This is a genomic window from uncultured Selenomonas sp., assembly GCF_963528755.1.
Lineage (GTDB): Bacteria > Bacillota > Negativicutes > Selenomonadales > Selenomonadaceae > Selenomonas.
Window position 1 is genome coordinate 1 of record NZ_CAURXA010000008.1, and the last position, 23,286, is coordinate 23,286.

The following is a 23,286-nucleotide window of genomic DNA, read 5'->3' on the forward strand; positions in this document are numbered from 1 at the left end:
ATACGTCGAAAGTACTTGGTTGGAGACGACCTGGGAGGATAGAAAGCTGCTGGTTGATGACGCACCCGCAAGGGTGCGTTTTTTTTATGGTGATTTGTCGCCTATATGGCACGAAGCGCGTTGTTTCTCCCAGAAGGAAGAAGAAATACATCCCAAAGTCGGATTCTATCAGAGATTTTTCTGAAGCGCTTATATTTTATGGACACTTTCACGATATAATGAAATATAGCGGAGTTCTTTTTCATGTTTTCTTTTCGTGAGTGTTCAAAGCAAAGCATGGTTGCCGTTGTTTCTTTAGAATGCGTAGGTAGAGGAGTTGTATTTCTATGGTTTATCCCGATACGATCAAGACGGATCAAGATGTTTTGAATGCGTTTATTGCCGTCGCGCCTTATTTGAATCACGTTGTTCGTCAAGAGGTTGTTACCTGTGTGACGGATACGGAGACGACTCTGAGTTCGGCGCTTAACGATAAGGTCAATTTCTCGCCCGCCATTGGTACGCCGCTTTCCCCCAATACGAGGCATGTTCTTGAGACGGGGAAGGACTATGTCGGGTTGATTGACGAGAAGCTTTATGGCCGTAGCGTCCGTAGTATGATCACACCGATTCATGGTGTCAGTGGCGGCATTATCGGTACGTTCGTAACGGCGATGGATGTTGAGCAGGACATCAAGCTCGCCCATGCAGTCGACGAGGTCACGAAATCGACGGAGACTGTCTACCATGCCGTCGAGCAGGTCGCGGAGAGCGCGAGTGAGCTTGCGAAGTCGGGACAGGAGGCTGTGCAGCAGGCGGCCGACCTCAAGGAGCGCAATGCGGAGACGATCAAGGTCATCGAGTTCATCAACAACATCGCGCAGCAGACGAACCTCCTCGGCCTCAACGCCGCTATTGAAGCGGCACGTGCGGGCGAGCAGGGAAGAGGGTTTGCAGTCGTCGCGGAAGAAGTTCGAAAGCTTGCCGAGCAGTCGCGCGAGGCGACGGAGAAGATCCAAGCGACGCTCGCGGAGATGAATAAGGCGGTCGAGGCGATCTCGAAGACGATCGAGACGACGGGTGCAATCAGCCAGGAGCAGGCGGCTTCGACCGAGGAGATCACGGCGAACCTCTCGCGCGTCACGAATGCGGCGGAGGAGTTGGGTACCTTTGTCGTGCGTACGGATTGAAAAGAATAAAAGGATGGAAGAGGGGTCGCGTGCCCCTCTTTTTTGTCAATAAGATTGCGCGTGGTCTGGTGGGTTCGAGGACAATTTTGAGTTGTTTTCACTTTTTTCTGGATTTTTTTGCGTTCTCGCGTTATACTATAAATTAGAATAACTTCGCCATTTTGTGGGGACATTACATGCGAAGTTATGGGGGAGAGGCATTGGTAGTTATGCTTGTCTATCTTGAGGGGGTTATATTATGGAAAGATATAAGACTCCGGTAGCAGGTTACGAGAATCAATGCGTAGAACTGTTATTGGAAAAACTGGGTGTGGTCACGTTTGACTACGATATCGAGCACGATGTGCTTCTTTTGGCGAAGGCGCGCGATGGTATGACGGAGAAGCGCTTCGAGGGATTTTGCCGCACCCTTTGCACCGAAAATCGCGGCATGATTCATCCTGATTCGGTTGAGCGGCTTGTGGCGCTTTTCCGCGGGCAGACGACGGGTGTACGCGAGGTCTTGCTCGATATGGCAGAAGTGCCGCAGGGGCGCTATTCGTGGTATGAGGTTGCCGTGAAGCTCTTGCGTGACGAGACGGGGCGCGTGCAGCGCACGATTGGCATCCTCTGGGACATCGAGTCGAGCATGAGCAAGATGGAGCAGAGTTTCGCGCATTTCCGCTCGGAGCGCGATTCGGTCACGGGCATTTTGAACGGTGCAGGGCTGGAGAAAGCGGTGCAGACATACCTTGCAGGTCATGGCCGCGACGAGAGTAACGCTCTGATGGTCATTTCCTTCGATAACATGGGCCAACTCGCAGAGCAGCGCGGTAAGCATTGGACGGATCAGCTTCTCGTGCGTATATGCAAGGCGGTCGGCAGTTTCTTCCGTGCGGGAGACGTGCTTGCGCATCTGGGCGATGCCCAGTTCGCCGTCTTTGTCAAGGATATGGAGCGCACGGAGGTCATGGATATGAAGGCACGGGCAATCCTCACGCTGTTCGGCGGCGAGAATACGCAGTTCGGCGGCTATGGCTTAGAGTGCCGCATCGCCGTTTCTTACTATCCGGAGGACGGTGCGTCTTTCCATGAGCTTTTGAAAACGGCGGAGAAGAGGCAGTCACTCGATCGCGGAGATAAGGCGACTGCAAAGGTGCTGACGATGGCTTGAAACTTATAGGAAGCAGGAAAAGCCGCCCAGGGGGAAGCGCAGTTTCGTCGGGCGGCTTTTTGTTGTCCATCACCAGCAGAAATGCTATAGCATTTCTGCTGGCGGTAGTGTATAATGAAGCTGTAGGATTGTTTCTCTTGAGGAAGGGCAGGGCGTATGGAGCAGTTCACGCAGACATTTTTGGAGTTCATTGATGCCTGGGGTTATGTGGCGGTCGCCGTCTTGATGGCCTTGGAGAATGCCTGTATACCGATTCCGAGCGAGCTGATCCTCGGGTTTTCGGGCTATCTGATCTTCGCCGACCGCATGGGTTTCGTCGGGGCGTTGGTTGCCGGAATGGTCGGCGGCATGGCGGGATCGATCTTCGCCTATCTTGTCGGGCGCTACGGCGGGCGTTCCTTTGTCGACAAGTACGGCAAGTATTTCTTCGTGAAGAAGTCGCACGTCGATATCGCGCAGCGTTGGTTTGACAAGTATGGCGTCAAGGCGGTGTTCTTCAGCCGCATGCTTCCCGTCGTGCGCACGTTCATCTCGCTTCCGGCGGGCTTCGCGCATGTGGACATGAAGAAGTTTCTCCTCTACACGTTCCTCGGCTCTCTGCCGTGGACGGCGCTGATCCTCGGCGTCGGCATGGCGCTTGGCGAGAGCTGGCAGATCATGCTCAAGGTCGGACATGAGGTGAGCATCGCCTTCGTCGTTGTAAGCTGCATCATCGTCGCCGGTCTTTACTGGCGCTATCGCCGCAACCGTCAGCAGAAGGCAAATATGGACGTGGAGTGATCCACGTCCATTTTTTAGGAAGCGCTGCATGTATTGCTGCTGTCTCAGAAGCTGCCGCCGTGCGTCACGTAGAGGAAGAAGAGCGGATAGAAGAGCAAGAGGTAGATGACGGTCGTGACGAGGAAACTTGCGACGGTGAGGTCTACGTTGAGCTTGTAGAGCCGCGCGGTTAAGACGGCATTGATCGCCGTCGGCGCGGCAGCGATGAGAAGCACGCTGCCGATGAGTACAGAGTCCGCAAAAAGCAGGCGGCAGAGTCCGAAGAAGATCAGCGGTGTGAGGAGGAAGCGCAGGGGGATGAGGTCGGCGGTCTTTTTGATGTAGGGAAGCGCGCGCGAGAAGTCGACGAGACAGCCGACGGGGAAAAGCGCCGTCCAGGCGCCGATATGCACGAGCGCTTGAAACGCTGTGCCAAGCACGGCAGGGCGCTCGACGCCGTAGACGTTGAGTGCGAGTCCTGCGATGAGACCGAGCACGGGCACCTGGTTCGGCGTGAGAAAGAGTTCCCTAAGTGACAGGTGGACGCGAGTCCCTTCTTTCGCCCCTTGGGCACGGAACATCGCGGCGAGCGGGAAGCAGACGAGCACGAGGAGGCCGACCTGGAACGATGAGACGATCTGCACGTAGGCGAATCCCACCTCGTCGTAAAGGATGAAGGCGGAGAGCCCCGCGATCGTGCCGATGTTCGTGAGCATGGCGCTCATGTAGTAGGCGCCGCGCGAAAGGGCGTCTTTGTGGCGGCGCGCGAAGGTTAAATAGGCAATGGAGCCGGGCACGAGCATGAAGAGCGCACTGAAGAGCGGCAGCCAAAGGAGGCTTTTCGACAGCGGCATGACCCAGAAGCTCAAGACGGCGAGCAGCGTCGCCATGACGATGATGTTGAAGCGAATAAGGGCATTGCATAGCGCGTCGGAGATGCGGCCTCGCTGATAGGCGATGTAGCCCGCGAGAAGGGGCGTAGCGAGGTCGGTGAATACGTAAAGGATGCGGAAGAGTTTTTCGTCCATGAGAGGCCTCTTTTGCTGGATTCAGTCAGCAGGGCAAGGGTTTGTCCTGCTGACTCGCGAAGATTTCATTATCGTGCATGTATCGTAACATGCGCATGGCAGGAATACAAGCCCGGGAGAAAGGATGGATCGAATGATATACCCGATGAAGCTTCGAGCGCCGCTCAAGGACTACCTCTGGGGCGGTACGCGCCTCAAGACGGAGTACGGCAAGGAGACATCTCTCGCGAAGGTCGCGGAGAGCTGGGAACTTGCGTGCCACAAGGAGGATCAGAGCATCATCGAGAACGGCGCGGACGCGGGTCTGACGCTGGAGGCGTACATCGCGCGCGAAGGGGCGCACGCTGCGCTCGGATCGCACGGCTCGCGCTATCCGTATTTCCCACTTTTGATCAAGCTTATCGACGCGCACGACGATCTCTCGGTGCAGGTGCATCCCGACGACAGCTACGCCTTCGAGCACGAGGGTGAGTACGGCAAGATGGAAATGTGGTACATTCTTGATGCCGAGCCTGGGGCGGAGATCATCTACGGCTTCAAGAAGGAGATCTCGGGAGAAGAGTGCCGCCGCCGCATCGAGGAGAACACGCTCTTGGACGTCGTGCGCCGCGTCAAGGTGGAGGCGGGTGATGCCGTCATGATTCCGGCGGGCACGCTTCATGCCATCGGGCGCGGCATCTTCCTCGCGGAGATCCAGCAGAATTCCGATACGACGTACCGTGTCTACGACTATGCGCGGCGCGGTGCGGACGGCAAGTTGCGCGATCTGCATATCGACAAGGCGCTCGACGTGCTCTCGTTTACGCCGCCAGCGTATGACGTGAACCGTGGTGAGAAGTTCTCCATCTTCGCCGAGCATGAGACGACGATCGTCGCACGAACCGAGTTTTTCACGGTCTATCACTTCACCCTCAAGGGTCGCTGCCACCTGCAGGCGGGGCGCACGAGTTTCCAGTCCATCGTTGCGCTCGGAGGCACGATGGAGCTTTCGTGGTCGGGCGGCGAGGAGATCTTGGAGAAGGGCGACTCGTACTTCATACCGGCGAGCTTCGGCGACTACACGATGCGTGGCGAGGGTGCGTTCCTGCTGACGGAGGTCTAGCGAAAATGCGCCCCGAAGAGGAAGTTCTTCGGGGCGCATTCTCGCTTTTCGGGGGTCACGGCATTTCGGGCGGTTGGCTGCAAAGCGCCGTGTGGTGTAGGAGGTCTTCGAGGCGCATCTCGATGTCGAGCGCTTCCTTATGTACGGTTTCCGCCGTGTCGAACTCCGCAAAATCGTCCGTTTCGAGCGCGTTGACGAAGTGCTCCCAAGCGGTGATGGAAAGCTCGGTGGATTCTGCGCGCAGCTGACTCAGATAGCGTGCGCCGGGCGGCACGGAGAGTGCCGAGAGCTTTTGCTGGCGCTCCTTGAGGGTCGGGATGATGTCCGTCTGGATGAGTTTCTTCAGGCCGTCTTTCTGCGCACTGGAGAGAAGTCCCGTGCCATCCCATGGCATGTCGGTCAGCACATGGAAACGCTGCTGCTCCTTGGCGAAGCGCTTGTTGTACTGCTCGACGATGGGCGCCGACGCTTCGAGGTACGAGGCGACGTCCTTTTCGAGGAGCGGTGTCAGGCGGTCGAGGCAGTCGCGGTAGTTCTTGATGTAGGAGACCTGCCAATGACCGTCGCCCGCCTGCTCCATGGCGAGGAGAAGCATGAGTTCTGTTCCCGTCAGTTCGTCCTTTGCCTTGACGTGCGCCGTTGCCGTCGCGCCGTCGCGGTCGATGGAGTCGAGCCCGACGATGGTGATGTTCTTCAAGAGGCTGCGCTCGAAGAGGTTCTCGAAGTCGATGCGCAGTTGGCGTCCCTGCAGGAGGCCGCCGGGCTTCTGCCACTCACCCGTCTCGATGCGGCCTGTGAGCGTCGTGCGCATCCCCGCCGTGACTTGTGGCTTGATGAGTTGGTAGAAACGCACGGCTTCCGTGCGCTCGTCGTTCGTCAGGGAAGTGTCGGTGGCGAAGAGACTGCGTGTGAGATCGTCATAGATTTTGCTCATGCTCAGGCTGACGTTGACGTAGCGCTCGAATTTTTCGGCGTCGTGCTTCTCCGCCGCTTCTTGAATCTCAGCAAGCGCATATTCGGGGCTTCTCGCGTGGATGAAGAAGTACCAGAGCACGGAGCCGACGGCAAGCGCGAAGAAGACGATGACGAGCATCGTGAGCGTGCGATTGTATGAGCTGATCTTTCGGGCGCGCAGCTGCAGCCGCCAAGTATAATCGTCCATAGAAATTCTCCTTATCGTCCTATTATAGCATATATGTCAACGAAAGCAGGAGGTGCGGGCATGAAGTGGGTCAGCCATGAGGTCGTGACGGGCATGGCGGTCTACACGCTGACGGGCAGTCTCGTGCCGACGGTGTGCGCCATGGCGGGCGCGGTGCTTCCCGACTGGATAGAGGGCAAGGGCGGAGGCGTGCGCCTGCCGTGGGCGGGACTCCTCTCCCATCGCGGCTGGTCGCACTGGCCGCTCCTCTACATCCTCGGCTTTCTCGCTCTGGGCGCTGTCGGCGAGGAACTGGGTGAGGACGCGCGCTCTCTCATTCTCGCGGGGCGTTTCATCCTCCTCGGCGCACTCTTTCATATCGCCGAGGATGCGCTTTGCGGCAAGGTGCCGTTCCTTCATCCGAAGAAGAAGGTCGGCGTGCGCCTCTTCCGCGTCGGCTCATTCGGCGAGTACGCCCTCGCGCTTGTCCTCGTCCTTTTCTTTTATGGAATCGGACGCTTGGTTTTCCGGTAATTTTATAGGAGAAATTTATTTTTGTACCGTCGCAGGTAAGAAGGAAAGCGCCTTGCTTGCGGGGAAGTCTATAGGCATAGGAGAAGAGGTCACATTGGAGGGGATCACGATGGAACAGGGCACGCAGAAGAAGAACAAGCTCTTGGGGCTTCTCGCCGAGAAGTACCCGACGCTGGAATCCGTCTACGAAAGGCTCATCTCCCTGCAGGCGCAGCTCGGTTTGCCCAAGGGCATTGAGCATTTCATGAGCGATCTGCATGGCGAGTATGAGTCGTTCTTCCACATCTTGAACAATTGCTCGGGCGTCATTCGCGAGAAGGTCGAATACGTCTTTGCCGACCGCATGACGGACGAAGAGAAGGCGGAGTTCTGCACGCTCATCTACTATCCGAAAGAGAAGATCGAGCGCATGCATGCCGAGCGCAAGGACACGCCTGCCTGGTATCGTGAGAACCTCGCGCGGCTCTTGGAGCTGTCGAAACTCATGAGTTACAAATACCCGGCGGCAAAGGTGCGCGGCTTCATCCCCAAGCGCTACGAGTCCGTCATCGTCGAGCTTCTTTACACGCGCCCCGAGGAGGACACGGCACAGGCGCAGTACCATCGCCGCCTCCTCGCGACCATCGTGCAGATCGACAGCGGCGCAGGCTTCATCGAAGCGTTCTGCGTGCTCGTCAAGCGTCTCGCCGTCGATCATCTGCACATCGTCGGCGACTTCTTCGACCGCGGCAGCCGTCCCGACGCGATTCTCAACATGATCCTCGACTACCACGATATCGACGTCGAGTGGGGCAACCACGACGTCATGTGGATGGGCGCGGCAGCGGGCAGCGAGGTCTGCATCGCGGGCGTCGTGAGAAACAGCCTGCGCTACCACAACACCGACGTCTTAGAGCGCGGCTACGGCATCAGCCTGCGTCCCCTGTCGCTCTTTTCGACGCGCATCTATCCCGATTCCAATGCCATTCGCGCCTCGGAGAAGGCGATCACGATGATCATGCTGAAGCTCGAAGGCCAGCTCATCGCAAGGAATCCCGACTTCGAGATGGAGAGTCGCCGTCTCCTCGACAAGATCAATTACAACTCCTCCTACGTCATGCTCGGCGACCGCCGCTATGAGCTGGAGAGCGCCTACTTCCCGACGATCGATCCGAAAGATCCGTTCGCGCTCTCGGAGGAGGAGGAGCGCATCATCGCCGACCTCAAATCGTACTTCACGGAGAGCGAGATGCTGCAGAAGCACGTCGACTTCCTCTACAAGAAGGGCAGTCTCTACAAGTGCTGCAACGGCAACCTTCTTTACCACGGCTGCGTTCCCGTCAACGAGGACGGCTCGCTTCGCGACGTCATTTTCGACGGCAAGGCTTACAAGGGACGCGCCTACTTCGATTACGCTGACCGCCGCGCGCGCCGCGCCTACCTCTTCCGTGCGCAGGAAGATCTCGATTTCATGTGGTTCCTGTGGTGCGGCAGGACGTCGCCATGCTCGGGACGCGAGGTCAAGACCTTCGAGCGATCGCTCCTAGAAGACGAGAGCACATGGAAGGAGCCGGCCGATCCCTACTACCGCCTGCTGGACGATGAGGATTTCTGCCGCTCCATCCTCGCAGAATTCGGTCTGCCCGAGAGCGGGCACATCATCAACGGCCATGTGCCCGTCAAGGTCAAGAAGGGCGAGACGCCCGTCAAGGCGCACGGCAAGGCCATCATCATCGACGGAGGCTTCTGCCAGGCATACCACAAGAAAACGGGCATTTCGGGCTTCACGCTCATCTCCAACTCGCGCGGCTTCCGCCTCCTCATGCACCAGCAGGTAGCTGACGTGCGCCAGGCGCTGAAGGAGAACAAAGACATCGAATCCGTCTCCGAGACGGTCGAACTGCAGACGAAGCTCACGACGCTCGGCGACACGGACGAGGGCAAGGACATCCAGGAGGAGATCGCCGACCTCTACAACTTGCTCATCGCCTATCAGAACGGCGTGATCGAACCGAAGGCGTAGCCTCGTATACGAAAATCTTGTATTGCGAACATGTGAAAAGAACATCAGTCCCTCCCGAAGTCTATTTGGGAGGGACATTAATTTTCTATAAAAAGAAAATTTGATAATGATAAAATGTTGCATGTGACATTTTTGTTATCATCGTATATAATAAAATGAGAGGCTGCAAAACCTATCGTGCTCTCTGGAGATGATGTCGCTTTGCAGCGAATGGTTTTATTCGAATCTATTTGAAAGGGGTCTTGAAACACATGCTGAATAATGCCAGCGTAAAGACCAAGATGGTCGTCATCCTCGTGCTGATCAGCGCCGTGCCGCTTCTCATCAGCATCGGCGTGAACTTCTACAGCACGGTGACGAGAGCTACGGAGCAGGTGAAGGCGGACAGTGAGCAGCGAACGAAGCTCATCAACGCCAATATCACGGGCTTGTTTGAGAACAACCTCAACGGCATCCGCGCCATGGCGGCGAACGAGGCGACGGTCGCCTATCTGCAGAATCCGAGCGCAGGTGCTGACGCCGTGGACAACTCGCTTGTACGCACGAATGAGATTTTCGGCGATTCCAATCCGATGTATATCGCGGACGCCAACGGTCAGCAGCTCCTCAGAAGTGATCACAAGCCGCTCGTGAACACGGCGACGCGCGATTATTCTCGCGAAGCAATGGCAGGTAGGGAGTGCATTTCGGACATCGTCATCAGCAAAGCGACGGGACGCCTCATCTCCGTCATCGCCGTGCCTGTGTTCGATGCGGCGAAGCGACCGATCGGCATGGTGCAGCGTGCCTATGATCTCAGTATCTTAGAGGATTTCGTCAAGGCGGAAGCTGACGATCATACCGAAGTCGTCATTATTGATCGCGAAGGAAAGATCCTTGCCCATTCGAAGCGCAAGATTGAGAAGGAAGAAGACCGCACGGATGTCACGGGCTATGCGTTTATCAAGGAAGCGCTGGCAGGTAAGTCTGGCATCGTCGATGTCAGTATTGACGGCGGCGAACACTATGTGAGCTACGCTCAGAATCCGACGACGGGCTGGGTCATTGTCACGGAGACGCCGCATGACTATGTGACCTCCCTGGGCATTCATGCGGCATTGCCCATCATCGTGCTCGGTCTCATCCTTGTTGTAGCGGCAGGCGTCTTTGCCTATTTCCTCGCCTCTGTGGCAACAAAACCACTCCTTCGCATCGGCAATGCTGCAGAGCAGATCGCGGGTGGCAACCTGGCGCTTCCCGATCTCCCCGTTGATTCAGACGATGAGATCGGGCGTATGGCGCGGTCGTTCAACCACATGATCGAGCGGTTGTCCGCTGTCCTCAAGAGCGCAAAGAACAGTGCGGAGTCCGTATCTGCTGCTTCCGAGCAGCTCACGCAGAACTCGGAGCAGACGTCCGAAGCGGCGAATCTCGTGGCGAACTCCATCGTCGAGGTGGCGGAAGGAACGGTCAAGCAGAAGTCTTCCGTGCAGGATGCCATCGATGTTGTGGAAGAAGTGGAAAAGCAGCTCGTGCTCCTCTCGGACAACTCCAAGAGCATCGCCGATGCTTCCCAGGCGGCAAACCGCTCCGCTGCAAACGGCGCGGGCAAGGTTGAGCAGGCGGTCGAGAACATGGACAAGCTTGAGCACACGGTCAAGGAGACCGAGGACATCATCCGTGATCTCGGCGAGCAGTCGAAGAAGATCGGCGAGATCGTCGATACGATTTCGGGCATTGCCGAGCAGACGAACCTTCTCGCACTCAACGCGGCGATCGAGGCGGCACGCGCGGGTGAGCACGGCAAGGGATTCGCTGTCGTCGCCGAAGAGGTGCGAAAGCTCGCGGAGCAGTCGGGCAACGCGACGGAGAACATCACGAGCATCATCAACGACATCCAGAAGCGCACGCAGGATGCGGTCGTCTCCATGCAGACCGGCACAGAAATGACGCTGGGCAGCGTGCAGTCCGTCAACGAAGCGGGCAGTGCCTTCCAGGAGATCGTCGCGCAGCTGGAGCAGCTTCTCGCGCGCATCGAGCGTTCTGCTGAGGCGATCAAGGAAACGAATCGCGGCAGCAAGCGCATCACGGAAGCCATTCACGCGATCGAGACGGTTGCCTCCGCACTTGCCGAAGAGACGCAAACAGTTTCCGCCGCGACGGAGGAGCAGACGGCTTCCGTTCATGAGGTCGCTTCCGCGAGCAAGAAGCTGGAAGAAATGGCGGCAGAGCTGCAGGGGTCTGTGGAGCGCTTCAAACTGCGCAGCTGATAGTATATTTTGCAGCAAAAGAGGACGGTTCAAGGGAGAGCCGTCTTCTTTTGTTATTCACATTTCGACCAGCCGCAGTAGGTGCAGGTCACGCAGTTGCCTTCGGGGCGCAGGGTGTGGCGCTTGCATTCGGGGCATTCTTTGTTGATCGCCTTGTCGTCGCTCTTGTCCTTGTACTTCGCCGTCTCGTCCTTTTGGCATTCGTTGTAGATTTCAGCGAGAGCCGTGCCGATGGCGCTGCCGCACGAGAGCGAGATGTCCTTGCGTCCGCTGCGGATCAGGGCCTGGCAGGCGGAGCATCGGCTGACGGTCAGCTGCTTGATGATGTCCTTGACGCGCACGCCCGAGCGCAGTGCGAGAGAGGTCAGGCGCGTGATGGTCGCGATGTTCGACTGGCAGCCGCCCGAAGTGTTCGTGAACAGCTCGAAGACGTCGCCGTCAGAAGTCTTGTTGACCGTGATGTACATCTTGTCGACGCACGACGTATGGCGAAGGAGCGTCACGCCTTCGAGCCGCGCGATGTTGTCGCGGCGGCGCGGGCGCACGGTGTCGTAGGCGATCTCCTGCTCGGCGGCTTCTTTGACGCCGAGGATGTTGCCGCGCTTGCAGCCGTCGCGGAAGACCGTGATGCCCTTGCAGCGAGATTTCCATGCCGCGAGGTAGATGTTCTTGATGTCAGCGGGCGTCGCTGCGTGCTTCAAATTCACCGTCGAGGAGATGGAGTTGTCGACGTACTTCTGCATGGCCGCCTGCAGTTCGACGCGGTGCAGGTAGGGGACATCGTGGCTTTCGATGACCCACGGGAAGCGCTTCTTGATGTCCTCGTTCGTGAGATCGTGCGGCAGCTTGTGATAGTCGAGCAGATCGCTGACGGAGTGTGCGTAGACGCGGAAGGAACCGCTTCCCTCCTCCATCTTGTGCGTCGTGCGCTCGTAGCTGATCTGATAGAGCGGTTCGCAGCCGCCCGAAAATACGCCCATGAGGAGCGAGATCGTGCCCGTCGGCGCGATGGAAAGAAGCGTGCCGTTTCTAAGGCCGTATTGCTCGATCTCGGCATAGACCTCGGGCGCTTCCTCGGCAAGACGTTGGATGAGCGGCGATTTCTTCGTCTTTTCCCAGTCGTATTTGCCAAAGGCGCCCTTTTCCTTGGCGAGGGCGGCGGAAGTGCGTGCGGCTTCCGTGAACATCGTGCGCAGCACGCCTTGGATGAAGTCGCAGCTCTCGCGGCTGCCGTAAGCGAGCTTCATGGCGACGAAAGCGTCGGCGACACCGAAGAGACCCAGCCCGACGCTGCGCCAATCGCGGATGCATTGACGGTTCTCTTCCAAAGGCTGCGTGTCGAAGCCGTAGTCGAGCACTTCGTCGAGCGCACGAACCGCCGTCCGGACAGCGGCGCGGAACTCGTCTTCTGCAAGATGCGGCGCGTCGCCGAACTTGTCCTCGATGAAGGAATAGAGGTTGAGGCTCATGAGGTTGCACGAGTTGTAGGCATTGCCGCCGAACTCGCCGCAGGGGTTCGTGACCTCGATCTTGTATTCGTCGTAGCCCGAGAGCAGTGTGTAGTCGTTGAGCCTGTCCTTGAAGAGTGCGCCGGGGTCGCCCCAATCCCACTGCGTCTGACAGTATTCATCGAAGAATTCGGCGGCGCGGATCGTTCGGCGGATCTTTTCTCCCGTCGCCTCGACGTCGAAGGTCAGTTCGTATTCGGCATCGTCGATGACGGCCTGCATGAAGGCGTCGGAGAAGAGGATCGAGAGGTTCATCGAGGCGAGTTTCTCGTTCTCTTGCTTCATGTGCAGGAATTCGTAGATGTCGGGGTGCTCCGAGTCGAGCGCGACGAGCATCGCGCCGCGTCTGCCGTTCTGGCTGATGACTTCGCCCGTCGTGTTGAAGATCTTGAGGAAGGAGACGGCGCCCGTCGAGCTGCGTGCGACGTTGTTCACGCGGCTGTCCTTAGGGCGCAGGCCGCTGATGTTCACGCCGATGCCGCCGCCGTAGGAGAAGATCTTGGCGATCTGCTGGTTGACGGTGAAGATGGACTCGATGTCGTCCGTCGGCGACGGCATGATGTAGCAGTTCGACAGGCTGCTCTTGAACTTGCCCTTCGCGCCCGCTGCATAGAGTGTGCGCCCCGCAGGCGAGAGTGCGCCGTCCTCAAGGTAAGCGCGCATCTTTTCGCGCACCTCGGGTGAGAAGATGCCCGCCACGCGCTCGATGAACTCGTGCGGCTCTGTCTCTCCCGCATGATAATATTTTGCCTGCAGGATGTTCCTGCCGATTTCCGTGTCAAACCACTTTTCCAATGATGTGCCTCCTACAATATGTGTTCGTTTTGAAACGCTAGCGTCTATTATAGAATAAAGGGTATTCGTTGGCAAATGAAAAATGCCGGATTTTCGCCTGAAAAACTAGATGTTGTTGTTTTATGGAAAGATTACTGGCATATCTTGATGATTTTCTGCCATCTCCTCTAGGGGAAGGAACGGGGAATGCCTCCATTCCGTCCACTGCAAAGGGAAGCGTTGGGCAGGGAAAAGGAGTCGGCAGGGAGAATCTTTCCCTAGGGAAGCGCTGAATTTATCAGTGATTCCCTGGAATAGGAGGCAAAATTATGCTTGTGTTGAAATCTCTTGCGTATTTCCTTCTGGCCGGATTGTTCGAGATCGGCGGCGGCTATCTGATCTGGCAGTGGCTGCGAAACGGCGCGAGTCTTTGGTATGCTTTTTTCGGTGCGGTCATCTTGATCCTTTACGGCATCGTGCCGACGCTGCAGCCCGAGGGCAGTTTCGGGCGCGTCTACGCCGCTTACGGCGGCATCTTTATCGTATTGTCGCTCCTCTGGGGCTGGCGCGTCGACGGCATTGCGCCCGATCGCTTCGACATCATCGGCAGCGCCATCGCGCTCGCGGGCGTCGCCGTCATCATGTACGCGCCGCGCTGAAGCGACGCGTCAATCAACGGAAAGGAACAGTGATCGGCGCTTTCGGCTTGACTTCTTGGACTTTTACGCTAAAAAAGCCCGCCCTTTTCCGTGCGGTCAAAATTCTTACTCAAACATGCTTCGTCTGAGTAAGAATTTTGACTGGCATTCAAGGAAATGGGCGGGCTTTCGCTTATGAAATCCCGTATTCGTGCCTATGGCTGTGCGGATCAGTCGTCTTCCGGCGGATAAATCATGAAGCTCAGACTGCTGAAGATCTTGTCGCGCGTCGCTTTGCCGTCGGACTGCGGATAATCCTCTGCGAGTTCGAGACCGATGACATTGATGCTGCCGTTGGCGACGAGAACATTGGCTTTGCCGTCCTTGTCTGTAGTCATTGTCACGGTGTGGTGATTGACGACGTCGGGGATGATTTCAGCGTTTGGCAGCGGCTGACCGTTGTGCAGTACCTGTACGGGCAGATAATCGCCGACTTTGAGCTTGGTGGGATCTTTCAGGGGAACGATCTGGTACGGCAGATCCGGCAAGGGAGCCACCTTGTCGACGCCTTTGAGATAATTGACGCTGTATTTGATGGCATGCGTGCCTACGGTCGAGCCGGGAACTTGATCCATTGGCTTGTTGACGTATTTGCCGTCCGGTCCTTTCGACCAATAGCCGTAGTCAAAATAGACGACAGCGACGGAAACATTTTGAGACGGATTGATCGTGATGTGATTGCCACCGTCAATGATTTCGAGAGGAACCCGCGTATAGGTTTTATCGAAGCCGACAAGCATCGTGACATCCTTTGGGTCATAAGCATTGTCTTTGTAACCTTCGCCGAGGACGAGCTGGGTCTGATCCAGACGCGGTGCGAACCAGACACCGTGAGCAGATGCGGGGACGGCAGTGGTGAGCATAGCAGCGCCGACAAGGGCGGAAAGAATTTTGGTCTTTTTCAAAATGAACACCTCTTCATGATGATAGAAGTTAACGAACGGCGGCATTGATTCTCCGCAGAATGAAAGCATAAATAATATATATGCTTTCATTCTTAAAACACATGAGTATCTTAGCATCGATATAGGGGAATTGTCAATTTAAGAAAGAAGTGAAATGGGCGAGAATCCTCTAATTTTGGGGAAGAAGGGGGCCCTTGTCAATAAGGGAAAAGTGCGGCGCAAGGCGTTCTTTCCTATACGGAAATATAAGAAGGGCAGTCTCTCTCGACGAAGGTCGAGAGAGACTGCCCTTCTAGCTGTTTATTTTTTCCTAGTGCCGCATCATGTTTGCTGTTTTGTCAGAACGCCCACTTGACGGATGCGCCGCCCGTGATGCCCTTGCGTTGACCTTGCCAGCCATTGAGGTGGAGGTCGTAGATCACGCGGCTGTTCTCAGGCATGAAGCGATAGCCGAGTTCGAGCATGTAGCTCGAGCCTTTGAGCGAGGGGCTGGGGGCGGCGTCGCCCTCGTATGTCGCACCCGCCTTGCCCGCGAATTCGTGCTCCCAGGCGAGACCTGCGTAGAATTCGCCCGTCGTCTTGTCCTTGCGGCTGTAGCGAAAGCCGAGGCGCAGACGTTGTGAGTTGACGCTGCCAAATTCGTAGCGGTCGCCCGTGTTGAGCGTCGCCGTCATGCTGTTCTGGTGCGACCAGAAGTAGCGTGCATAGGCGTCGATGGAAGAGCCTTCCTTGATCGCGAAGGTCTTACCCGCGCCAAGGTGAGCGCCGTAATAGGTGTTTGAGCCGTCGTAGCTCGCCGCCGTGCCGCTGAGGTTGGCACTGTAGTCGCTCTTGGCGCGGCCTGCACGCAGAGATCCTTCGAGCCAGAGACCGTCTTTTTGCGTGAGCTTGCCGAGGATGCCTGCGCCGATATAGCTGATCTTGCCGTTGCCGTGCGTGCCGTCGTCGAGGTAGGAGTCGTAGGTGCCGCGGCCGTATTCGACGAAGGGGCTGAAGAGAACCTTCGCGCCGTCTTTCTGAACATCTTCACGTGCCCAGCCGACACCGAGGTTCCAGCCCTTGGAGTCGACGTAGGAGCCGCTTTCCGCTCGCATGCTGTTCGCACCTGCACCTGTCCAGAGCTGGTAGGCTGCGCCGTCGGAGGCGACCGCCTTGCGCTGAGCGTTCTTGCCGCCCTTGTCGGCGTCGCTTGCGCTGACGGACATCTGGGCGACAGCTAGGCCGTCCTGCACGAGGTAATCAGCACCTTGGTTGACGAAGCTGGCGAGTCCTGCGCGCGTTTCGACGAGGGATTTCGCCTGCTCAGCAAAGCCCATCTTGGTGACGGTCGCCGTCAGATCACCCGTCGCTTCCTGCTTGATCTCGTACTCGTAGCGGCGCGATACGCCCTGCATTCCTTCGACCTTGTTCTGAATCGTGGCGTCCGTCGTGAGTGCGCCCCCCGCCGTCTTCATGAGCAGGATCTTGTCGCCCTTGTTGAGCTTCGGCGCGGCGCCGCTTCTGGCGACGCCGATATTTAGGCCACGGATGTCCTTCGTCGCCGTGCCGAGCTTGAGCATGGGCGTCGCCGCGCCCGCTGCCATCTCGTCGGTGTAGAAGTGGAGGTTCTGGATGGCTGCGAAGTCGTGCACCTCGGATGGCTTGTAGACGGCGAGCGTGTTGCCCGTGCCGTTTGCCTGCGAGCCGCCTGTGACCGTGCCCGTGACGCGTGCGCCCTTGAGGTTGATCGTGTTGTTCTTCGTTACTGTGCCGAATCCGCCATAGATGTTGGCGGCGGTCGTGACTGTGCCGAGGTTCACGGTGTTGCCCGAGGCCTCGCCGTTTGCAGCGTAGCCGCCGTAGAGCGTGCTTGTGACCGTGCCCGCCGTGTAGTCGACGGTGTTGTTCAAGCTGTTGTTTTGCTTATCAGCAGCAGCTTTCGTGCCTGTGCCGCTCGTCCAGCCGCCGTAGACGTTCGCGTAGGTCTTGCTGGCATCGCTGAGCGTGAGCTTGTTGTCCTGCGTCGTGTTGCCCGCCTTGGAGCGTCCCGCCCAGGTGTCTGCGCCGTAGGTCGTCGCCTGCGTCGCGCCCTTGAAGGTGTAGCCTTCGTAGGTGATGGCGGTGATCGTGCTGCCCGACTGGCGAACATCAATGTTCGTCTCCATCGTGGCGTCGGCGTTCAGCTCGGATTTCACAGCGTCGCCCATGCGATCACTGATGTTGATGCCGTTTGCATTTTCCAGAAGCGTCAGCGGCTTTTCGCTTGCGACGGCATTCTTTACGGTTAGCATTTCCCAGTTGACGTCAGTTGCGCCCGTCGTGCGCAGCATCGCTGCGTTTGTAGATGCGCCCGTCGCGTCGAAGTTCATCTTCTGGAAGCCCGTGACGCTGCCAGCACTGTTCACGCCCTTGACATTGAGCGTGTTGCCCGTGCCGTTTGCGGCAGAGCCGCCCTTGAGCGCACCCGTGACATTTGCGCCGCCATTGAGGTTCACCGTATTGTTGTTCGTCGCCGCGCCTTCGCCGCCTGTGACGGCGCTGACCGTGGCATTGGCGAGGTTGACGGTGTTGTTTGAGGCTTCGCCTGTTGTGGATTTGCCGCCGACGATATTTGCCGCTAGATTCTTTTCAATCGTGACTTCGTTATTTTGTGCCTTGCCGCCCGCGACATTGGTGAAGCCGCCGTAGACCGTGCCCGTGACATTTGCCGAGCCGTTGACCTTGACCTTGTTGGCAGTGCTGTTCTTCTGCTTATCGGCTGCCGCCGTTGAGCCAGAGCCAGTCGTCCAGCCACCATATATGTTCGTGTGCGTGCCACTGGCGACGGTGATCGCGTTCTCTGTCGTCGTGTTGCCTGCTTTCGAGTGGCCGCCCCAAGTGCTTGTGACGCCGCCTTCCGTGACGGTCGTCGGCGCCGTCGCGTTTGCAAACTGATAGCCTTCATAGGTAATCTTTTTGTTGTCTGTAGATTTCTCCAAGATGAGTTCTTTGTCGTCACTCGTCTTGATGCGGCGGTTCTGACCATCTGCAATCGTGATGCTGCCTGGCGTGTTCTGAAGCAGCACGCCTTTGCGTCCGTGCTCGCCGTCCACGTTGAGGTCGTTGAGACTTTCGATCATCGTTCCGCCGCCATCATTCAAGGTCAGGAAGGAAGCGGATTGATTCACATGCGCATTGAAGTGGAAGTTGATCTCGGCGAAATTTCTGATATTGGATGCTGTCGCATTGCCGTAGACGTTCAGCTTATTGCCTGTACGGTAGTCATTCCCGTAGGTGGTTCCGCTGCCACCGTTGATAATGCCGGTGATGCTTCCGCCGAAGGCGGCGTCTGCACTGCCGATATTGACAATGTTGCCCGTCGCGTTGCCGCTCGCCGAACGTCCGCCATCCACGTTGCGCACCGAGCCGCCCGTGATATTGACGATGTTGCCTGTCGCATTGCCGCTTGTCGAGAAACCGCCGTAGACATCGTGGCCTGCTGCGGAGCCGCCCTTGATGTTGACAGTGTTCTTTACGGCATCCCCGCTTGCAGCAACGCCGCCATAAATATCGCTGCTCAGCGTGCCGCCCGTGAGCGTGGCGGTATTGTTCGTGGCTTTGCCCATGCCGCTGGAATAGCCGCCGTAGATGGTTCGTGCCGTGCCGCCACTGATTTCGGCGGAGTTTCCATCGGTGTCACCGCTCTGCGAGCGGCCGCCGTAGACGTCTTGCGCCGAGCCTCCTGTAACTTTGGCAGTATTGCCCTCGGCGTCGCCGCTCTGCGAGCGGCCGCCATAGACGTCTTTTGCTGTGCCACCTGTAACTCTGGCGGTATTGCCCGTTACCTTGCCCGTGCCATCGGTGTATCCGCCGTAGATTTTGCCTGCGCCCGTGATGGTGCCGCCTTCGATGGTCGCTGTATTGCCGATGACGTCGCCATTTGCTCCGCCCACGGCCATGCCGCCGTAGATGTTCGCATGTGCAGAACCGCCTTTGAGGGTCGCCGTATTGCCTTGGACGATTCCAGTCCCGTTTGTTCTCGTCATGCCGCCGGCCATATCGTTGTTGAGATGGTTGCCGTTGAATACGGCATGATTGTTTTGGACGCTTCCGCCGCCGTTTGCAGCACCGCCGTATATGCCTTCAACGGATGAGAGCAGCGGCAGCGTTGTAGGATTGACGATGATTCGGTTGCCCGTCACATTGCCCAGGCCGAAAGTGAGTCCGCCGAACAGTTGCTGTCCATAGGGGGCTGATAGACCATTGAAGGTCAATATGTTGTTCATGATATTGCCGCTGTCGGCTACATTGGCGATAAAACCTGCGGTTGTACCGAAAGCAGGCCCGCCTCCAGGATCAATGGCGTTATTGCTTGGTGCATGTGTATCGTCAATCTCCACATTCTGCCCGCTGACATCGACTGCACTCGCCGCTGATGGCGCAAGAAACGCGCCGCTGCCGAGGGTGAGGGCGACGAAAAGCGCCAGCGAATGGCACGAAGATTTTTTGTTGAACATTATTTTCCTCCTCTAGGACTAAAAACCCAAGACTTTTGCATAATATAGACTTTTGGATCCATTATAGCGATTTATCAGTATCTTGTCAAATTTTGCCCCTTTGCGCCCTTTTATTGCGGCTTCGGGCTTTTTTTGCTATACTGCTGTATTGAACTATATGATATGAAGGCAGGCGGTGGCAGCTGTCTGTATTCGATAAGGAAAGCAGGGAAAGTTTTGGAGCAGAAGCGCAGTTACCGGCGCATCGGGATTCTCGTTGCCGTCTTGCTCGTCGCTGCAGTCGTGGCGGCTGCGGCGCATTTCTTCGGCGGCGGTCTTGTGCGCCGCACGACGGCGGACGGCATGATCGCAGGAAGTTCCGAGATCCATGTGATGATCTTGGGCGTCGATGAGCGAAAGGACGATGTGGGGCGAAGCGACACCTTGATGGTCGCGACGGTCGATCCCGAGAAAGGGACAGCGTCGCTGCTTTCGATTCCGCGCGATACGCGCGTTGCTATCGAGGGAGCGGGCTACGACAAGATCAATGCCGCTTATGCTTACGGCGGCTATGCGCTGACGAAGAAGACGCTTGAGCAGCTGCTTGACGTGCCGATGGACTATTATATCCTCATCGACGTGCATGCCTTCGAGCGCATCATTGACGCTTTGGACGGCATCGACATCGACGTGGAGAAGCGCATGTACTACGAAGACCCTTGGGATGACGATGGTGGACTCGTCATCGACATCTACCCGGGCATGCAGCACATGACGGGCGAGAAGGCGATCGAGTATGTGCGCTATCGTGACATGGAGGGCGACATTGGACGCATCCGCCGCCAACAGCGCTTCATGCGTGCGGTCCTGCAGAAGGTGACCACGCCCGAGATCTTTGCGAAGCTGCCCGAGATCGTGGGTGAAGTGGCGAAGAGCGTCAAGACTGACCTCGACACGAGCGACATGCTCAAGTTCCTGCAGATCATGAAGAAGGTGCAGGAAGACGGGCTGGAGGCGGAGATGGCGCCGGGCAATCCCGCGTGGTTCAAGGGTGTTAGTTACTGGATTCCCGACATCGTGGAGATCCGCCGTATGGCGGCGCGCGCGGCGGGCGTACCGTTTGCGGGCGAGGCGGCGGAGCGCGCTGAGAGCTATGCAGCGAAGTACAAGGAGGAGATGCCCGAGGGCTTCCGCTTTGACGATGCCGGGTCGCAGTCGGGCGAAAAAGCGGCGGGCGAGAGTGCAGCAAAGAAGAAGGAAGAACCGACGAAGCCACCCGCACCGAGTGCAGTCGCCGTCACGGTCGTCAATTCGAGCGGCATCACGGGCGCGGGCGCGGAGGTCGCGGCGATCCTGCAGGCGAAGGGCTTCGTCATCCGCAACGTCGAGACGGGCAAGAGGAGCGACCGAGCGCAGACGACGATCACGGCGGGAGGCAGGACGGTCGATCTCTTCTACGGCATGCCGTTTCCGTGCATCCTCATGGAGGGCGGTGCGAAGGACGAGGCGCTCGTGAACATCGGCAGAGATTATGTGAAGCGATAAAAATATTTTGCAAATCATTGTTGCCAGGGAAGCACGGATGAAAAGGAAGCGCTGATAAAATGAGGTCGCCCAGATGTGCGAAGATGGATGGCTGAATTTATCAGTGATTCCTAAAGTCCCTCGCTATGTGCAGATGGGGGCGAAACGTATGCGTGCGCCATGGGGAAAAGGGAGTTTTAGGTGAAGGCAGTCGGGCTTGCCAAATCGTTTGGCGTGAAAGAGATTTTTCATGATGTATCGTTCGAGGTGCGCCGCGGCGAACGCGCGGGTCTTGTCGGCGCGAACGGCGCGGGCAAGACGACCTTGATGCGCTGTCTCCTGGGCGAGGAGGAGGCGGATGCCGGAAGCGTGCAGCTCGACGACGGCGCGGCGATTGGCTACGTCGAGCAGCAGGCGGCGTTCGGCGAGGGCACGCTCTACGAGGAGTTTCGCCGTGCCTTTGCCGACGTCATCGACCTCGGCGAGAAGAAGCGTGCACTGGAAAAGGAGATCGCCGCCGCATCGAGCGAGGAGAAGCTCGCACTCTACGGACGCGTCGTCGACGAGTTCGAACGGCTCGGCGGCTATTCGTTCGAGAGCCGCATCCGCCGCGTCGCCTTTGGCCTGGGCTTCACGGCGGAGGACTTCGAGAAGGATGTGCATCACTTCTCGGGTGGGCAGAGGACGCGAATATGTCTCGCGAAGGCGCTTCTGCGCGAGCCGGATTTCCTTTTTCTCGATGAGCCGACGAACCATCTCGACATCAAGATGATCGAGTGGCTCGAAGGCTTCCTCTCGGAGTATGCGGGCGGCGTCATCATCATCTCGCACGACCGCTTCTTCCTCGACCGCGTGGCGACGCACATCCTCGACCTTTCGGGTGGCACGGTGACCGCGTACGCGGGAAATTACAGTTACTTTCAGAAGGTGCACGCCGAGCGGCAGAAGTCGCTGCTCGCCGCCTACGAGAAGCAGCAGGAGCACATCAAGCGCACGGAAGAGTACATCCGCCGTTACCGCGCGGGCATCAAGGCGAAGCAGGCACGCGGGCGCGAGAGCCAGCTGCGCCGTATGGAACGCATCGTGCTGCCGGCGGAGAAGGCAAGCTTCAGCTACTTCGCCTTTCATCCGCCTGCCGAGTGCGCCGACCGCGTGGCGGAATTGGAGGATGTGACCTTCGCTTTCGGCAGCCGCGCCGTGTTTTCGCATCTCTCCTTGCTCGTCCGCAAGGGCGACGGCATCGCCATCGTCGGGCCGAACGGCGCGGGCAAGACGACGCTCCTGCGCGTGCTTCTGGGCGAGCTTGCGGCGCAGACGGGGCGCGTGAAGATCGGCAGCCGCGTGAAGATCGGCTATTTCTCGCAGCAGCATGAGGGGCTGAATCCCGAGAATACCTTGGTCGGCGAGCTCAACTACGATTTCGGCATCGCAGAGGATGAGGCGCGCAAGTACCTCGGCGCGTTCCTCTTCCACGGCGACGAGGTCTTTCGCCGCATCGGCGATCTTTCGGGCGGCGAGCAGGCGCGTTTGGCGTTCCTCAAGCTTATGCTTACGGGCGCGAACTTCCTCGTGCTCGACGAGCCGACGAACCATCTCGACATTCCTGCGCGCGAAGCGGTCGAAGAGGCGCTGATGGCGTTTCCCGGCACGTTCGTCGTCGTCTCGCATGACCGCTACTTCCTCGACAAGGTCGCGAACACGACGGCGGAGCTTGCAGACGGAAGCTTGCGCGAGTACGAGGGAAACTACAGCTACTACCGCATGAAGAGGGAACTCGAGGAGAAGGAAGCCGCCGAAGCTGCCGAGGAAAGGGCGGGCGGCGCGAAAAAGGCGGCAAAAAAGAGCGCGGCTTCCGCTATGCGGCGGGCGGCAGGTGCGGCGTCGGACGTGTCGCCGACGCAGGCGGGCGCTGCCGCAGGTGCGGCGAGCGGTGCAGCTGCTTCTAAGACGGCAGAGGAAAGTGCTGCCGTCCGCAAGGAGCAGGAGCAGCGCCGCCTCGCATCTCTGTCGGACGCCAAGCGCACCGAGATGCTCGCACGCGCCGAGGCGGAGATCGCCATGGCGGAGGCGGAACTCAAGGGATTGGAGTTCGAGATGAACCGGCCCGAGGTGCAGGGCGATCCCGAAAAGAGTGCGGAAATCGCCGAATTGTATGCGGCGAAGGAACAGGAGATCGAGGAGCGCTACGCGCGTTGGGAAGCACTCGCCGACTAGGGAAATGCCCGCGGCGAGACTGAGCCTTTGCGCGGAGCGAAGCGCAGGAAGGAAAAGAGCCGCCAAGGGACA

At 58.0% G+C, this 23,286-nt stretch carries 16 protein-coding genes; 11 read left to right on the forward strand and 5 right to left on the reverse strand.

The window, feature by feature from the left end:
- The 4 genes from RWS31_RS09610 to RWS31_RS09625 form a co-directional block, all read left to right on the forward strand.
- Nucleotides 1–184 (forward strand): hypothetical protein (locus RWS31_RS09610; protein ID WP_314597886.1); only part of this gene is annotated, 184 nt, incomplete at its 5' end.
- A 142-nt stretch (nt 185–326) separates the two neighbouring features.
- Entirely contained in the window at nt 327–1,169 is an 843-nt protein-coding gene (locus RWS31_RS09615; RefSeq protein ID WP_314597888.1) for a methyl-accepting chemotaxis protein, read from the forward strand.
- A 238-nt stretch (nt 1,170–1,407) separates the two neighbouring features.
- Nucleotides 1,408–2,322 carry a diguanylate cyclase domain-containing protein gene (locus RWS31_RS09620; RefSeq protein ID WP_314597890.1) on the forward strand — a complete coding sequence of 305 codons (915 nt, stop codon included), beginning with the start codon at nt 1,408–1,410 and terminating at the stop codon, nt 2,320–2,322.
- A gap of 156 nt (nt 2,323–2,478) precedes the next feature.
- Nucleotides 2,479–3,102, forward strand: coding sequence for a DedA family protein (locus tag RWS31_RS09625; RefSeq protein WP_314597892.1), 624 nt, complete (start codon nt 2,479–2,481; stop codon nt 3,100–3,102).
- Between the two features lie 44 nt (nt 3,103–3,146).
- Here the strand turns inward: RWS31_RS09625 and RWS31_RS09630 are convergent, their stop codons facing one another.
- Entirely contained in the window at nt 3,147–4,109 is a 963-nt protein-coding gene (locus RWS31_RS09630; RefSeq protein WP_314597894.1) for a transporter, read from the reverse strand.
- Between the two features lie 133 nt (nt 4,110–4,242).
- Between RWS31_RS09630 and RWS31_RS09635 the strand changes: the two genes are divergently transcribed.
- Nucleotides 4,243–5,211 (forward strand): type I phosphomannose isomerase catalytic subunit, encoded by a 969-nt coding sequence (locus RWS31_RS09635; RefSeq protein ID WP_314598012.1) that lies wholly within the window; start codon nt 4,243–4,245, stop codon nt 5,209–5,211.
- Between the two features lie 55 nt (nt 5,212–5,266).
- Here RWS31_RS09635 and RWS31_RS09640 read toward each other — a convergent pair whose 3' ends face one another.
- Complete coding sequence (locus tag RWS31_RS09640) at nt 5,267–6,373, reverse strand: hypothetical protein (protein ID WP_314597896.1); 1,107 nt, start codon at nt 6,371–6,373, stop codon at nt 5,267–5,269.
- Nucleotides 6,374–6,433: 60 nt separating this feature from the next.
- Here RWS31_RS09640 and RWS31_RS09645 point away from each other — a divergent pair, with 60 nt between their 5' ends.
- The 3 genes from RWS31_RS09645 (at nt 6,434) to RWS31_RS09655 (ending at nt 11,137) form a co-directional block, all read left to right on the forward strand.
- The gene (locus tag RWS31_RS09645; protein WP_314597897.1) at nt 6,434–6,886 is read left to right on the forward strand and encodes a metal-dependent hydrolase; all 453 of its coding nucleotides are present in this window, start codon (nt 6,434–6,436) and stop codon (nt 6,884–6,886) included.
- Nucleotides 6,887–6,995: 109 nt separating this feature from the next.
- Complete coding sequence (locus tag RWS31_RS09650; protein ID WP_050992489.1) at nt 6,996–8,888, forward strand: fructose-bisphosphatase class III; 1,893 nt, start codon at nt 6,996–6,998, stop codon at nt 8,886–8,888.
- A 251-nt stretch (nt 8,889–9,139) separates the two neighbouring features.
- Nucleotides 9,140–11,137, forward strand: coding sequence for a methyl-accepting chemotaxis protein (locus RWS31_RS09655; RefSeq protein WP_314597899.1), 1,998 nt, complete (start codon nt 9,140–9,142; stop codon nt 11,135–11,137).
- A gap of 53 nt (nt 11,138–11,190) precedes the next feature.
- Here the strand turns inward: RWS31_RS09655 and RWS31_RS09660 are convergent, their stop codons facing one another.
- The gene (locus tag RWS31_RS09660) at nt 11,191–13,440 is read right to left on the reverse strand and encodes an adenosylcobalamin-dependent ribonucleoside-diphosphate reductase (RefSeq protein ID WP_314597901.1); all 2,250 of its coding nucleotides are present in this window, start codon (nt 13,438–13,440) and stop codon (nt 11,191–11,193) included.
- Nucleotides 13,441–13,748: 308 nt separating this feature from the next.
- Between RWS31_RS09660 and RWS31_RS09665 the strand changes: the two genes are divergently transcribed.
- Nucleotides 13,749–14,078, forward strand: a complete 330-nt coding sequence (locus RWS31_RS09665) for a YnfA family protein (RefSeq protein WP_314597903.1) — start codon at nt 13,749–13,751, stop codon at nt 14,076–14,078.
- A 209-nt stretch (nt 14,079–14,287) separates the two neighbouring features.
- Here the strand turns inward: RWS31_RS09665 and RWS31_RS09670 are convergent, their stop codons facing one another.
- Both RWS31_RS09670 and RWS31_RS09675 read right to left on the reverse strand, forming a co-directional pair.
- Entirely contained in the window at nt 14,288–15,031 is a 744-nt protein-coding gene (locus RWS31_RS09670) for a DUF4198 domain-containing protein (RefSeq protein ID WP_314598014.1), read from the reverse strand.
- 329 nt (nt 15,032–15,360) lie between these two features.
- A complete protein-coding gene (locus RWS31_RS09675) occupies nt 15,361–19,497 on the reverse strand; it encodes an autotransporter outer membrane beta-barrel domain-containing protein (RefSeq protein ID WP_314597905.1) in 4,137 nt (1,378 codons plus the stop codon).
- 216 nt (nt 19,498–19,713) lie between these two features.
- Here RWS31_RS09675 and RWS31_RS09680 point away from each other — a divergent pair, with 216 nt between their 5' ends.
- Together RWS31_RS09680 and RWS31_RS09685 are read left to right on the forward strand one after the other, a co-directional pair.
- A complete protein-coding gene (locus tag RWS31_RS09680) occupies nt 19,714–21,021 on the forward strand; it encodes an LCP family protein (protein WP_314597907.1) in 1,308 nt (435 codons plus the stop codon).
- A 180-nt stretch (nt 21,022–21,201) separates the two neighbouring features.
- Nucleotides 21,202–23,214 (forward strand): ABC-F family ATP-binding cassette domain-containing protein, encoded by a 2,013-nt coding sequence (locus RWS31_RS09685; protein ID WP_314597909.1) that lies wholly within the window; start codon nt 21,202–21,204, stop codon nt 23,212–23,214.
- Nucleotides 23,215–23,286 lie beyond the last annotated feature (72 nt).

What these genes read in the sequence shown, in the direction of transcription:
- RWS31_RS09615 (WP_314597888.1), top strand. Translation starts at nt 327, where the DNA reads ATGGTTTATCCCGATACGATCAAGACGGATCAAGATGTTTTGAATGCG.
- RWS31_RS09620 (WP_314597890.1), top strand. Translation starts at nt 1,408, where the DNA reads ATGGAAAGATATAAGACTCCGGTAGCAGGTTACGAGAATCAATGCGTA.
- RWS31_RS09625 (WP_314597892.1), top strand. Translation starts at nt 2,479, where the DNA reads ATGGAGCAGTTCACGCAGACATTTTTGGAGTTCATTGATGCCTGGGGT.
- RWS31_RS09630 (WP_314597894.1), bottom strand. Translation starts at nt 4,109, where the DNA reads ATGGACGAAAAACTCTTCCGCATCCTTTACGTATTCACCGACCTCGCT.
- RWS31_RS09635 (WP_314598012.1), top strand. Translation starts at nt 4,243, where the DNA reads ATGATATACCCGATGAAGCTTCGAGCGCCGCTCAAGGACTACCTCTGG.
- RWS31_RS09640 (WP_314597896.1), bottom strand. Translation starts at nt 6,373, where the DNA reads ATGGACGATTATACTTGGCGGCTGCAGCTGCGCGCCCGAAAGATCAGC.
- RWS31_RS09645 (WP_314597897.1), top strand. Translation starts at nt 6,434, where the DNA reads ATGAAGTGGGTCAGCCATGAGGTCGTGACGGGCATGGCGGTCTACACG.
- RWS31_RS09650 (WP_050992489.1), top strand. Translation starts at nt 6,996, where the DNA reads ATGGAACAGGGCACGCAGAAGAAGAACAAGCTCTTGGGGCTTCTCGCC.
- RWS31_RS09655 (WP_314597899.1), top strand. Translation starts at nt 9,140, where the DNA reads ATGCTGAATAATGCCAGCGTAAAGACCAAGATGGTCGTCATCCTCGTG.
- RWS31_RS09665 (WP_314597903.1), top strand. Translation starts at nt 13,749, where the DNA reads ATGCTTGTGTTGAAATCTCTTGCGTATTTCCTTCTGGCCGGATTGTTC.
- RWS31_RS09675 (WP_314597905.1), bottom strand. Translation starts at nt 19,497, where the DNA reads ATGTTCAACAAAAAATCTTCGTGCCATTCGCTGGCGCTTTTCGTCGCC.